Here is a 13,078-nt window from a genome sequence, read left to right as displayed (position 1 = left end):
CCCCTGCGTGACCCCAGCTGCTAGAGCTGGCGTCACGCAAACGGGGAGGCGGTCATGAATACGCTCAAACGCATCTATGTGATGGTCTATCTGACCGGCGCAATCATCCTGGTGATCAAGGCCGGACAGGGCCTGGACTCCGGTCATCACTGGATCGGCTGGCTGGGTGTGCTGCTCACGGTCGCGCCGATCGTGGTGATCCTGTCGATCGCGATGCTGACACGCCGCATGGCCCGCACCAGCGCCAATCTCCCGCTCTTCATCGCCGCGGGCCTCGCGGGCGTGTTGCTGGCCGCCTGGGAGGCGCATTTTGCCGGCGGTGAACGCGATCTGGTCTATTGGGCGCTCGCGGGTTTTGCCAGCTTCCTGATCTATGTTTTCTGGTATTCGCGCTTCAACCGCAAGCCGAGCCCGGCGATTGCGGCGGGTAATGCCTTGCCGGACTTCGAGGTGCTCGACAGCGCGGGCGATGTTGTGAGTTCCCGGGCCCTGACCGAAACTCCCGCCGTGCTGATCTTCATTCGCGGCAATTGGTGTCCGCTCTGCATGGGGCAGGTCAATGAGATGGCAGCCGGGATTTCACCCTTTGTGGAGCGCGGCATCCGGGTCGCCTTCATCGCCCCGCAATCGGTTGGCAAGACGAGGGCGCTCGCCCGGGGCAGGCCGGACGGGCTGGAATTCTATTCCGACACCGGCAATGCCGCAGGACGCCTGCTCGGAATTGATAATCCGGCCGGCCTGCCGCTGGGGATGGAATTGCTGGGCTATCGCTCCGAGACCGTCTTGCCGACCGTGATTGCCCTTGCAGCGGGGGGCGGGATCCTGTGGACCCATGAGACCGATAATTACCGGGTCCGGCCGACACCGGCCGAATTGCTGACGGTCTTCGACGGCGTGGTGTGATGCGAGAGGCGGAATAATCTGCACAGGGTTTGCATCCATATCACGCCGCAGCGGCGACCTGTTTATGAAAGCAAGATCGCTACGGCACGAAAGGACTGATTATGATTGACCTGTTTCAAAGCTATTGGTGGCTCCTCTTCCCGCTCTTCTGGTTTGTCGGAGCCGGCTGGGGCAGCCTGATGCGTTTCAAGCGGACCCAGGCCAAGATCGATCTGATCAAGACCTATGCGGCTGCGGGTAAAGAGGCGCCGGCCGAATTGATTGCCAGCCTGGACGCGCCGGACACCTCCGACGATGACGATACGGGGTATGATGGCGAGCGGCATTCCGGCGGTGGCCGGGCCTTTCTGGTCGTTCTGTTTGGCGGTCTCGCCGGGGTGTTCGCCTTTACCGGCTATACCGGGTGGATTGGCGGCGTCGATACGGAACTCTACTTCGTCGCTATGATTTTGGGCGTGCTCTCCTTCGCCTTTCTGGTCTCGGCCATGTTCAAGAGCGGTCGCAAGGGCGGCTGATGTCGGCGCACGGGACCGATGCCGCGCTGGTCGCAGCGGCTCGGGCAGGCTCGGACAATGCGTTTGCAAGACTTGTGGACCGCCATCAACAGGCGGTCCGCAGCTTCTTGCGCCGTGTCTGCCGGCATGAGGCCGATGCGGATGATCTGGCGCAGGAGACTTTCCTGGCGGCCTGGACATCGCTGCGCACGCTGGACAAACCCGAACGTGTCCGGTCCTGGCTGTTCGGTATCGCCTGGCGGCGGGCCCAGGGCATGGCCCGGTCGATGTCGCGCAGCCGCCAGCGCGAGACCGACTGGCAGGAGGAGCGACCCGGGCATGACCAGCCCGGTACGGAAATGAATATTGCGATGCAGCAGGCGCTGGCACAATTGCCGCCGGACCAGCGCGCCGCAGTCGCCTTGTGTCTCGCCGGCGACTGGTCGCATGCCGATGCGGCGCAAATTTTGGAAATGCCGCTTGGTACGGTAAAATCACATGTCTCACGCGGCCGGGCCCGGCTGGTGGAGATATTGGGAGTGCGTGAAGATGACCACTGATCCGCTCAAGGCGTTTTTCGAGGCTGGCGAGGCGCCGGTTGTCGATCAGGCTTTCCGCGCCGCCACCATGCAGCGCATTGCCCAACGCCGGCTGCACCTGGGATTGGCACGCGCCGCGCTGGCCGGTCTCGTCGTGTTTGTCGCGCTCCTGCTGCTTCGCCCCATTCTCGTGATTCTGGTGCTGAACCTGCCGGCATCATTCGGGCAGGCCGTCTTGATGCTCGCGGCGACCGGACTGCTGGCGCTGGCGGGCTATTATCTGGCGACGCGCACCGTGCCCTTGCCGGCCTGGGTCCAGCGACTGCTCTAGCCGGCGGATCGTTTTGCAGGTTTTCCGTTCCTGAGCTGATGAATCGCCTATAGTCGCGGCGAAACGCGGGGGGCGACATGTTGATACTGGCAGCTGGACTGATCTTGTTTCTGGGTGTGCATTCGCTGCAGGTCATTCCCGGATTGCGCCCTCGGCTCAAGGCGGGCCTGGGCGAGATGCCCTACAAGCTGATCTACACGGCTCTGTCGCTGATTGGTTTCGGTCTTTTGATCTACGGCAAGATCATCGCCCATCCGCCAGTCGTCGTGTGGGTGCCGCCGATCTGGAGCCGGCATGTCGCCTTCCTTGTTGTGCCGCTCGCACTCATCCTTCTGATGTCGGCCTACGCGCCGGGCCATATCCGGCGCGTTGTGCGGCACCCGATGCTGGCCGGTGTTGCGCTCTGGTCGGGTGCGCATCTGCTCGCCAATGGGGAATTGTCGGCGATGCTGCTGTTTGGCGGCTTTTTCATCTGGTCGTGCATCACCTATGTCTCCGCCTGTCTGCGCGAAACGCCGCCGCCTGTGGTCAAGGGCTGGGGCGGGGACCTGACCGCGATCGTTCTGGGTGCCTTGCTCGCCCTGATAATCATCAATGTTCACATGTACTTGTTTGGTGTAGCCATCATTGGCTGATGTCTCTGCATCCGTTTGCGGGTCGGGATGCATCTTATCGATATGAGGCGGCGTGGTGTTGCCTGGTTATGGAGGTTGATATGGGTCCGGCAGTACTGGTGCCTTTCTTCGGTTGTGTCATGATTGCATTGATCGTTTTTATTGCGGTCAATGGCGGAACGCAAAAGCGCAAGGCCGCGCTTCACACGGTCGAAGAGGCTATTCGCGCAGGGCAACAGCTGACGCCCGAACTGGTGAGTTCGCTGGGCATGCCCAACAAGGATCGCGGTGGCGATCTCAAATCCGGTGCCATTTTGCTGGCAGTCGCCATCGCCTTCGTCGTGCTGGGCTGGACGGCCACGGGCATTGATGACGAAGTAGAGGACGCTTTCCGCGTCATGGCCGGCATCGCCGCGTTCCCGGGCTTGATCGGACTCGTCCTGATCGGGTTCGGCCTGATGGGTTCGAAAAAAGACGCGAAGTAGGGGCACGGGCCATGCGGGCGTCGGACGAAGAACTCACAGCTCTGGTGATGGCGACGAAGAATGTCGCCGCCTTCGGAGAGCTGGTCCGGCGCCATCAGGGCGTGGTGCGCGGCATGTTGCACCGTATGTGCCGCAATCATGCCCTGGCCGATGATCTCGCCCAGGACACATTCATCCGGGCTTTCGAGAAAATTGGCAGTTTCCTGGGTACGGGCAGCTTCAAATCCTGGCTGTGCTCGATCGCCTACACGGAATTCCTCAAATCGGCGCGCAAGCGCAAATCGACCGACAGGGCGATGGAGCGTTTCGGCAGCGGTATGGAAGATAGTGAGGCGCCCCGGGACATGGGCAATGTGGTTGATCTCGACCGCGCCCTCACCACATTGAAAGACGAAGAGCGCGTGGCGGTGGTGATGTGTTATTCTTGCGGGATGTCGCATTCGGAAGCTGCAGAGGCGACCGGCATGCCGCTGGGGACCATCAAGTCGCATGTCAATCGCGGGCGTGCCAAATTGCAGGCCTATTTTGCGGAATCGGAGGTAGTGGCGTCATGACTATGAACGATGCCTTTGACCAGCGGCTCATGGCGGCCTTCGCGGAGGCGGCAGAGCCTTTGAATGAACAGGCCGAGGCGGACGCCTTTTCGGCCAAGGTCGTGGCGCAGCTGTCGCATCCGGACCGCAAGCGTGCCCTGGTGCTCGGTGGGGCCGGCTCGATCGGCTCGGCGATTGCCGGCACCCAGCTGGAAGGCGTGTTCACCCAGGTGCAGATCCCGGCCGATGGCCTGATCGCGAATTTCGCTTTCCTGATGTCTCCGGAGACGATGGCGGCACTCGCCATGGCCGTGGCGTTGGGGATGGTGGCGCTGATCCTGCCGCGCCGGCTCGCCTAGAGTCTGACCAGCAAAAGTCGCAGCCAGTTTGACGGGCCGGAGTGCTCAAGACTTTTGCGCTGCAGCATGGTGCGCTAGTCTCAAGGCAATCCCAGCCCCGAGAGGCCGCACCCATGTCCGCCCAGACCCAGACCCGTCGTATCACCGCCGCCGATATCCGCGCGCGCAAGGGGCTCGAACCCCTGGTCTGCCTGACCGCCTATGATGCGCCGATGGCCCGCCTGCTCGACCCGCATTGCGACCTGCTACTGGTCGGCGACAGCGTCGGCATGGTCGTCCACGGCCTGGCGAGCACGATCGGTGTCACCCTCGACATGATGATCCTGCATGGCCAGGCGGTGATGCGCGGTGCGAACCGTGCCCTGGTGGCCGTCGACATGCCCTTCGGCAGCTATGAAAAATCACCACAGCAAGCCTTCGAGAACGCGGCCCGTATCATGAGCGAGACCGGCTGCCAGGCGATCAAGATCGAAAGTGGCACCTATGCTGGCGACACGATTGAATTCATGGCGCAACGCTCCATCCCGGTGATCGGTCATGTCGGCTTGCGGCCGCAGGCGGCGCTGGCCGAGGGCGGGTTCAAGGCGAAAGGCAAGACCGGTGCCGAGCGAGATCGCGTCATCGAGGAAGCGGTCATCGCGGAGAAGGCGGGCGCCTTCGCCATTGTGATCGAGGGGGTCGATGAGGAATTGGCCCGCGAAATCACCGGGACCGTCAAGGTTCCGACGATCGGGATCGGCGCGTCGGGCCATTGCGACGGACAAATCCTGGTCACCCAGGACATGCTGGGCGTGTTCGACTGGACGCCCAAATTCGTCAAGCGCTATGACAATATGGCCGAGCGCACCGATGCTGCCGTCGCACGCTATGCCAGCGAGGTGCGTGATCGCAGCTTCCCCTCGGGCGACGAGGTCTACACGCTGAGACGGATTGACGGTTGAGGTCTGTTGCCGCTTGGGCGCGCGGACGCTAGGGTCGCGCGGATATTATCCCATAAGCATGGAGCCGCTTCGACGTGGTCGATATTTTCGAAGAAGTTGACGAGGAACTTCGCAGAGACAAATACCAGGATCTGGCGCGCCAATACGGCCCGCTTGTGCTCGGTGTTGCCGCTGCGATCATCGTTGGAACCGCTGGCTATCAGGGCTGGCAGGCGTGGCAGACCTCAACGCGCGAGCAGTCCTCGGATTCCTATGAAGTGGCGATCAACGCGCTGGAGGCCGATCGTTCGGCCCAGGCCGTTGCGGGCTTTGACACTCTGGCGGAAACCGGAACCGCGTCCTATGCAACCCTGGCGCTGCTGCAACGCGCTGCCATGGCGCTCGAAGCCGGCGACAATGCGACGGCGGCCGCCTTCTATGAGCAGGCCGCCTCGCGTACAGCCGAACCGCTGATCCGCGACCTCGCCAGTCTCAAGGCCGTCTGGGCGTTGTGGGATACGCTGAGCTTCAGCGATGTCGAGATTCGCCTGACGCCGCTGACAACGGCGACTTCGCCCTATCGGCATCTGGCGCGCGAAGCGATTGCCGTTGCAGCCCTGCGCGCTGGCGACAGGGAGCGCGCCCAGCGCGAATATCAATTCCTTTCGACGAGTTTTGATGCACCGCAGGGTGTGGCCCGGCGGGCGCTGGAAGGCCTGGCACTGATTGCCGCCGACGGCGCGCCCGCGACCACTGAAATCGCGGCGCCTGCGCCGGTCGATGACGCTGCTGGCAGCGAGATCGAACCAGAGACTGAACAAGCTAGCGCCGGGGATTCGGGCGATGATTGATGTAAAGCGTTTTCGTACGGCCGTTCTGGCCCTCATGCTGGCCCCATTGGCGGCCTGTTCATCGGTGCCCAATCCGATGAACGCCTTCGACTTTCTGTCGAATGGCGATGAAGATAGCGATACGGCGCCAACCGACGGGCGTGTCTCGATCCTCAGTTTCGAGCAGACGCTGCAAATCAGCGCTGATGCGGACATCCCGGCCGTCACCTTGCCGCCGGCCTATGTCAATACGGTCTGGCCGCAGCCGGGCGGCTATCCGACGCACGCGCTGCAACACACCCAGGCCAGTGGCGATCTTGCCGTCGCCTGGCGCCAGTCTGTTGGTCAGGGCTCCAATAATGACCGCCGGCTCAATGCGCGGCCTGTTATCGCTGACGGCCATATCTTTGCAGGCGATGCGACCGGGCAGATTTCTGCGCTTGATGCTGAGTCCGGGCAGGAAGTCTGGTCCGTGCGTCTGGACGTTCCCAACCGCTATGACCGCATGTCCTTCGGTTCCGGGCTGGCCCATGATTCAGGGCGTATCTACGCTCATTCCGGATTTAATTTTTTCGTCGCGCTTGACGCGGCCACGGGCGCTGAAGTCTGGCGCACCGAAACGCTCGTCCCCTTCCATGGCGCCCCAACCGTCGCCGATGGCCGCGTTTTCGTCACCAGTGATGACAATGAATTGCTGGCGCTGGACGCCGCGACCGGATCGGTCCTGTGGACCTATCAGGGCATCGTCGAGACGGCGCGTCTGCTGACCGGGCCGAGCCCCGCTGTGCTGGGCGATATCGTCGTGGCCCCGTTTGCCTCCGGCGAGCTGGTGGCGCTGCGGGTGCAGAACGGCAATCCGGTCTGGTCCGACAGTCTCACGCGCGGCGCGGGCCTGACGGCCATGTCGGAAATCAATGATGTTGCCGGTAGCCCGGTCATCCTGGACGGCACCGTGTATGCGATGAGCCATTCAGGCACGCTGGTGGCGATTGAATTGCGCACAGGCGAGCGGATATGGACACAGCCGGCCGGTGGTCTCCACACGCCGTGGGTCGCCGGGGATTTCCTCTACGTCACCACCAGCGAAGCCGAACTGGTTTGCCTCAACCGCAATACCGGCGTGGTCCACTGGATCACCCAGCTCGATTTGTTCGAGAATCCGAACCGGCGCAAGAACCGTATTGCCTGGGCTGGTCCTGTTCTCGCTGGCGGCCGGGTTTTCCTGGCCTCGAGCAGCGGCGATGGTGTTTTGGTCAATGCATATGACGGCGAAATCATCCGTCAGTTCTCGTTGGGCGCCACGGTCTTTGTGGCACCGGTGATTGCCAACGAGACTGTTTATGTGGTTACCGATGAGGCGCGCCTGCTCGCGCTTCGATAGGCCAAAAATCCATGACTGATTTTATACCCCGCATCGCCGTCGTCGGACGGCCCAATGTGGGAAAATCGACGCTGTTCAATCGCCTGGCGGGCAAGCCGCTGGCGATTGTCGATGACCGGCCGGGCGTGACGCGCGACCGACGCGAAGCCGTGGGCCGTCTGGGCGATATGGATCTGCGCCTGATCGACACCGCCGGCTATGACGACGAGAAAAAGGAAGGTCTGGAGGCGGAAATGCGCGCCCAGACCGAGATCGCGATCAAGGATGCGGATATCTGTCTGCTGCTGATCGACGCGCGGGCCGGCATCATGCCGCTCGACCAGACCTTTGCCGAAGTCATGCGCAAGGCCGGTAAACCCGTCATTCTGCTGGCCAACAAGGCCGAAGGCCGGGCCGGGCAATCGGGCCTGCTCGATGCCTACAGTCTTGGCCTGGGTGAACCGGTTGCGATCTCTGCGGCCCATGGCGAGGGTATGAGCGAACTCTATCAGGCGCTCATTGATGCGATCGGCCAGCAGCCGCAAAAAAGTTCGAAGGCGCGTCCGGATTCGCCGCCCCTGCGCATTGCGGTCATTGGCCGGCCCAATGCGGGCAAGTCGACCCTGATCAATTGCCTGATCGGCGAACAACGCCTGATCACCGGTCCCGAGGCGGGCATCACGCGTGACGCGATCGCTGTCGACTGGTTGTGGGACGGGCGCAGGGTGCGCCTGCACGACACGGCCGGTCTGCGCAAGAAGGGCAAGGTCTCTGACCGGCTCGAGCGGATGAGCGTCGCCGATACGCTGCGCGCGATCAAATTCTCCGAAGTCGTGCTCTTGCTGATGGATGCCAGCCATCCCCTGGAGAAGCAGGACCTCCAGCTCGCCGACATGGCCTTCTCCGAAGGCCGGGCCGTCGCAGTGGCGATTTCGAAGTTCGACCTCGTGCCGGATCGCGAAGCCTATCTCAAGGAAGTGCGCGAGGAATTTGACCGGCTTCTGCCGCAAATGTCCGGCGCGCCGCTCCTGCCGATCTCGGCCCTGAAAAACAAGGGCCTCGACAAGATCATGCCGACCCTGTCGATCCTGCACCGAAATTGGGACGCCAAGGTGAAGACCCGCGATCTCAATGACTGGCTGCATGAGATGATCGAGCGGCATCCGCCGCCGGCCGTCAATGGACGCCGGATCAAGCCGCGCTATCTCACCCAGACCAAATCACGCCCGCCGACCTTCGTGCTGATGTGTTCGCGCGCCGCCGACCTGCCTGATAGTTATAAACGCTATCTGATCAACGGTTTGCGTACGGCATTTGATCTTCCCGGCGTGCCGATCCGTCTGATCGTCAAGGCCGGCAAGAATCCCTATGTCGATAGTGAGCCGGGCAATGAGCGCGGCGGCAGCGGGCCGGGCCCGAAGAAGCGCTAGCGCCGACGACACGTCAGACTGGGCGCCCGGGCCTTGGCCCGGGCCAGCCTCAGGCTTTGACGATTTCGCGGTGACGCTGGCAATCGTCCGAGACCAGCTCGGCGATCAATGGCCACAGGGTGGCCGGTTCCGGCAGTGAATTGGCGTCTTCGCCCGGGAAAGCCTTGGCGCGCATCACCGTGCGCACGGCGCCGGGATAGACCAGATTGATCCGCAGCGGATTATTATTGTGCTCATCAGCCCAGGACTGGACCAGGGCGTCGAGCCCGGCCTTGCTGGCCGCATAGGGCGCCCAGAAGGCGCGCCGTGAAGTCGCCGCACCCGATGAAATGAAAACGGCGCGTCCACCGGTATCCGATTTCAGGAGCAGGGCTTCGAAGGCGCGGATCATCCGCGCCGGCGCCAGCAGATTGACGCCAATCACCTCATTCCAGGTCTTCGCCTTGATCTGTGCGGCCGGCGTCAGGACGCCGAGCTGGCCGGCATTGGCCAACAGAATGTCGAGCTTGCCCCAACGCTCTTCGACGATGGCGCCGAGTTGCTCGATCCCGTCGCTCGACATCAGGTCGAGCGGGACCAGGGTCGAGGAACCGCCCGCAGCGCGGATCAGGTCATCGACCTCTTCCAGGGCACCGGTGGTACGGGCTGTGGCGATCACATGGGCGCCAGCCTTGCCGAGTTCGAGCGCCATGGCGCGGCCAATGCCACGCGAGGCACCGGTCACCAGGGCGACGCGGCCGGTCAAATCAATTGCGGTCATGCATCCACCAATAGGGAGAGTTGGAATTCTTTCGCCGACAGCGACCGGTCATGATCCATCAGACGCGTCGGATATTCGCCGGTGAAATAGTGATCTGAAAGCTGCGGCGCGCGGTCATTGCGTGGCCCGCCGGTAATCGCCTGGTACATGCCGTCGACGGTGAGGAAGGCGAGGCTGTCGGCCTCGAGCTTGGCCGCCATCTGCTCGACATCCATATTCGCCGCGATCAATTCCTTCTGGCCGGCCATATCAATACCGTAGAAGTCGGGAAACTTGATCGGCGGACAGGCCGAGCGGAAGTGGACTTCCGTGGCGCCGGCCTCGCGCATCAGGCGCACGATTTTCAGCGAGGTGGTGCCGCGGACGATGGAATCATCAATCAGCAGGACGCGCTTGCCGCGAACGGCGGCGGCATTGGCCGAGTGCTTGAGCCGCACCGACATGTCGCGGCGGTCCTGATTGGGCTGGATGAAGGTGCGGCCGACGAAGTGGCTGCGGATAATGCCCAGTTCGAAGGGGATGCCGCTGGCTTCCGAATAGCCCAGCGCGGCCGGCACGCCGCTATCGGGCACGGGAATGATGACATCGACATCGACCGGCATTTCGCGGGCCAGCTGGCGGCCCATTTCCTTGCGGGCTTCATAGACGCTGCGGCCACCGATATTGGAGTCCGGCCGGGCAAAATAGATGAATTCGAAGGCGCAGGGCCGTGCGGCGCGCGCGGGCGAGAAACGTTCGCTGCGCATTTCGCCATCGGACAGGATGATCGCCTCGCCCGGTTCGACATCGCGGGTATAGGTGGCGCCGACCATGTCGAGCGCTGTCGTTTCCGAAGCGAAGACGACCGCATCGCCCAATTGACCCATCACCAGCGGCCGGATGCCATGCGGGTCGCGGGCAGCGATCAGGCGGTCATTGACCAGCACCACGAAGGCAAAGGCGCCCTCGATCTGCTTGAGGGCATGCGACAGGCGATTGGTGAGCTTGGACTTGCGCGACAGGGCGGCGAGATGGAGCACGACTTCCGAATCGCTGGTCGACTGGAAGATGGCGCCATTGGAGACGAGCTCCTCGCGCAGCACCCGGGCATTGGTGATATGGCCATTATGGGCCAGCGCGATGCCACCGCCGCGGACGTCGGAATAGAGCGGCTGCACATTGCGCAGCACCGAGGCGCCCTGGGTCGAATAGCGCACATGGCCGATTGCGACATTGCCGGGCAGGCGTTGGGGCATGTCGGCTGATGTGAAGTTCTCGCCGACCAGGCCGAGATAGCGTTCGACATGGAAACGCGACCCGTCATGGGTCGCGATGCCGCAGGCTTCCTGTCCCCGATGCTGGAGTGCGTGCAGGCCGAGCGCGGTGAGAACACCGGCATCTTCTGACCCGTAAACGGCGAAAACGCCGCACTCTTCCTGGGGGCGATCCGTGACGGGATCGTAAGTCAGCGTGGCGGGAAGTGCGTGCTTATCGCTCATCCATCGTCATCCTGGTCATCCGTGGTCGAACCGATCAGCTCATCTAGTCGGTTTCTGTCGCGGCTGCCATAGGAGGTCGCATCATTTCTTATAGTTTCTGCAATCGGGTCGCGGGCAGCGCCCGGGCTGGCCTCGGGCAGTAGGTCGGTGCCGGCAATTCGCGAGGTCGACGGCGCCAATGTCTGCAGCGCGTCTGCGGCAGCCTTCACGAGCGGATAGATCCGCGATTCGGTGACGGCGCGCGGCGGTTGCCCGTCTATGCCCAGGGTCGCCGCCATGAAGATGACGCCGAGGGCCAGCAAGACCAGGCCGCGCACCACGCCGAAGGCGAAGCCCAGCGTCCGGTCGACGACATTGACGTCATCACCCTTGGCCAGGCCGTTCGACAGCGAGGAGGTCACGAAGGTGATCGACAGATAGACCAGCAGGAAGATGACCGCGCCGATCGCCAGCGGCGCCAGCCAATCGGGATCGATCAATTCCCGTGCCGGACCGAGAAAGGCAGGCAGGGCCCAGAGTGTCGCCAGCGAGGCGGCGACAAAGGCAGTCACCGACAGGGCTTCGCGGACAAAACCGCGCACCAGGGCCAGCAGGCCGGAGACCAGAAGGATTGTCAGTCCTATTCCATCGAATGCACTCAGGGAGCCGTCCATCGGCGTCTTTCCTATTCGCCTGCCATCGCCTGCAGAGTTTGCACCAGTTCGAGCGCCGTGGCCACGCCCAGCACACGTACCGGCGCGGTATCATCAGCCGAGGCTTTCGGGGCAATGGCGCGTGTGAAGCCCAGCTTGGCGGCTTCCTTGAGGCGTGAATCACTCCGACCGACGGGGCGAACATCGCCGGAAAGACTGATTTCTCCGTAAACAACGCCGTCCGAGGGCAGGGCAACATCCAGCGCCGATGAGACAATGGCGGCCGCGACGGCGAGGTCGGCCGCGGGTTCGGCGATCTTCAGACCGCCGGCGACATTGAGAAAAATATCGCGATTGGAAAAATCCACACCGCAGCGCGCTTCCAGTACGGCGAGTACCATGGCCAGCCGGCCACTATCCCAGCCCACCACAGCACGGCGTGGTGTGCCAAACGCTGCCGGGGCGACCAGGGCCTGGATTTCGCTCAGGACGGGCCGTGTGCCTTCCATGCCGGCAAATACAGCGGCTCCAGAGGTCGATTCGCCGCGTCCATCGAGGAAGAGGGCAGAGGGATTGGCCACTTCGCCCAGTCCGGCATCACCCATTTCAAACACGCCGATCTCGTCGGTCGGGCCGAAACGGTTCTTCACGGCGCGCAGGATGCGGAATTGATGCGAGCGCTCGCCTTCGAAATACAGCACGGCATCGACCATGTGCTCGATCACCCGCGGACCGGCGATCTGGCCGTCCTTGGTGACATGGCCGACCAGGATGACGATGCAATTGCGCTGTTTGGCAAAACGCACCAATTCCTGTGAACAGGCACGCACCTGGGCGACCGTGCCCGGTGCAGCGGCGAGTTGGTCGCTCCACATGGTCTGGATCGAATCGATGACGACAATGTCGGGTTTTTCCGCCTTCAGCCCGTCGAGAATATTATTGAGCGAGGTTTCCGCCGCCAGCGAGACCGGCGCATCGGCCAGCCCGAGCCGCCGCGCGCGCAAGCGGACCTGGGCAACGGCCTCCTCGCCGGAAACATAGATCGCGCGGGCATCGGCGCGGGCCATCAGGGCGACGAGTTGCAGCAGCAGGGTGGATTTGCCGATCCCCGGATCGCCGCCGACCAGTATCGCCGAACCGCGCACCAGCCCGCCGCCGCAAACACGGTCGAGCTCGGGAATGCCCGATTTCAGCCGCGGCGCTTCGGGCGTATCGGCACCGAGATCGACCAGGTCGAGTGTATTGCCCTTGCCGCGGCGTTTTGCGGTCGTGGCCTGGGTGCCCAGCGGTGCCGCCGGGGTTTCCTCGACCAGCGTATTCCAGCTGCCGCAGGCATCGCAGCGCCCGGCCCATTTGCTCTGGGAGGCGCCGCAGCTCTGGCAGACATAGATGTTTTCAGCACGGGCCATG

The 13,078-nt window shown here is 63.1% G+C and carries 16 protein-coding genes; 12 read left to right on the top strand and 4 right to left on the bottom strand.

All coding sequences use genetic code 11. From position 1 onward, the window contains the following. Window positions 1-54: 54 nt before the first annotated feature. From BLT42_RS09705 to der, 12 genes are all read left to right on the top strand, one after another. The gene (locus BLT42_RS09705; RefSeq protein ID WP_091770184.1) at window positions 55-903 is read left to right on the top strand and encodes a redoxin domain-containing protein; all 849 of its coding nucleotides are present in this window, start codon (window positions 55-57) and stop codon (window positions 901-903) included. Between the two features lie 101 nt (window positions 904-1,004). Then, on the top strand, window positions 1,005-1,418 hold the full coding sequence (locus BLT42_RS09700; RefSeq protein ID WP_091770182.1) for a hypothetical protein: 414 nt from the start codon (window positions 1,005-1,007) through the stop codon (window positions 1,416-1,418). Further along, a complete protein-coding gene (locus tag BLT42_RS09695; RefSeq protein ID WP_091770180.1) occupies window positions 1,418-1,957 on the top strand; it encodes an RNA polymerase sigma factor in 540 nt (179 codons plus the stop codon). The genes BLT42_RS09700 and BLT42_RS09695 overlap by 1 nt, the downstream gene beginning before the upstream one ends. Further along, the gene (locus BLT42_RS09690) at window positions 1,947-2,267 is read left to right on the top strand and encodes a hypothetical protein (protein WP_091770178.1); all 321 of its coding nucleotides are present in this window, start codon (window positions 1,947-1,949) and stop codon (window positions 2,265-2,267) included. Before BLT42_RS09695 ends, BLT42_RS09690 begins: the two co-directional genes overlap by 11 nt. A gap of 77 nt (window positions 2,268-2,344) precedes the next feature. Then, window positions 2,345-2,902 (top strand): NnrU family protein, encoded by a 558-nt coding sequence (locus BLT42_RS09685; protein ID WP_091770176.1) that lies wholly within the window; start codon window positions 2,345-2,347, stop codon window positions 2,900-2,902. Further along, entirely contained in the window at window positions 2,902-3,366 is a 465-nt protein-coding gene (locus BLT42_RS09680; protein WP_233342420.1) for a DUF6249 domain-containing protein, read from the top strand. Before BLT42_RS09685 ends, BLT42_RS09680 begins: the two co-directional genes overlap by 1 nt. Window positions 3,367-3,377: 11 nt before the next feature. Continuing rightward, the gene (locus BLT42_RS09675) at window positions 3,378-3,920 is read left to right on the top strand and encodes an RNA polymerase sigma factor (RefSeq protein WP_091770174.1); all 543 of its coding nucleotides are present in this window, start codon (window positions 3,378-3,380) and stop codon (window positions 3,918-3,920) included. Further along, complete coding sequence (locus tag BLT42_RS09670) at window positions 3,917-4,258, top strand: hypothetical protein (RefSeq protein WP_143024103.1); 342 nt, start codon at window positions 3,917-3,919, stop codon at window positions 4,256-4,258. Before BLT42_RS09675 ends, BLT42_RS09670 begins: the two co-directional genes overlap by 4 nt. A gap of 113 nt (window positions 4,259-4,371) precedes the next feature. Next, entirely contained in the window at window positions 4,372-5,199 is an 828-nt protein-coding gene (panB, locus tag BLT42_RS09665) for a 3-methyl-2-oxobutanoate hydroxymethyltransferase (RefSeq protein WP_091770170.1), read from the top strand. A gap of 74 nt (window positions 5,200-5,273) precedes the next feature. Beyond that, the gene (locus BLT42_RS09660; protein ID WP_091770168.1) at window positions 5,274-6,029 is read left to right on the top strand and encodes a tetratricopeptide repeat protein; all 756 of its coding nucleotides are present in this window, start codon (window positions 5,274-5,276) and stop codon (window positions 6,027-6,029) included. Beyond that, the gene (locus BLT42_RS09655; protein WP_091770166.1) at window positions 6,022-7,389 is read left to right on the top strand and encodes an outer membrane protein assembly factor BamB family protein; all 1,368 of its coding nucleotides are present in this window, start codon (window positions 6,022-6,024) and stop codon (window positions 7,387-7,389) included. The genes BLT42_RS09660 and BLT42_RS09655 overlap by 8 nt, the downstream gene beginning before the upstream one ends. An 11-nt stretch (window positions 7,390-7,400) precedes the next feature. After that, complete coding sequence (gene der, locus BLT42_RS09650; RefSeq protein ID WP_091770164.1) at window positions 7,401-8,798, top strand: ribosome biogenesis GTPase Der; 1,398 nt, start codon at window positions 7,401-7,403, stop codon at window positions 8,796-8,798. Window positions 8,799-8,847: 49 nt separating this feature from the next. On the opposite strand, the gene BLT42_RS09645 is transcribed toward der, so the two are convergent. The 4 genes from BLT42_RS09645 to radA are packed head-to-tail and all read right to left on the bottom strand — an operon-like array spanning window position 8,848 to window position 13,077. After that, entirely contained in the window at window positions 8,848-9,558 is a 711-nt protein-coding gene (locus BLT42_RS09645; RefSeq protein WP_091770162.1) for an SDR family NAD(P)-dependent oxidoreductase, read from the bottom strand. Further along, entirely contained in the window at window positions 9,555-11,036 is a 1,482-nt protein-coding gene (gene purF / locus BLT42_RS09640; protein WP_091770160.1) for an amidophosphoribosyltransferase, read from the bottom strand. The genes BLT42_RS09645 and purF overlap by 4 nt, the downstream gene beginning before the upstream one ends. Continuing rightward, entirely contained in the window at window positions 11,033-11,689 is a 657-nt protein-coding gene (locus BLT42_RS09635; RefSeq protein WP_091770158.1) for a CvpA family protein, read from the bottom strand. Before BLT42_RS09635 ends, purF begins: the two co-directional genes overlap by 4 nt. An 11-nt stretch (window positions 11,690-11,700) precedes the next feature. Continuing rightward, on the bottom strand, window positions 11,701-13,077 hold the full coding sequence (gene radA, locus BLT42_RS09630) for a DNA repair protein RadA (protein ID WP_091770156.1): 1,377 nt from the start codon (window positions 13,075-13,077) through the stop codon (window positions 11,701-11,703). Window position 13,078: the final 1 nt, after the last annotated feature.

It is taken from the genome of Maricaulis salignorans, assembly GCF_900103475.1.
Taxonomy (GTDB): domain Bacteria; phylum Pseudomonadota; class Alphaproteobacteria; order Caulobacterales; family Maricaulaceae; genus Maricaulis; species Maricaulis salignorans.
This window is presented reverse-complemented; position numbering and strand designations above follow the sequence as displayed.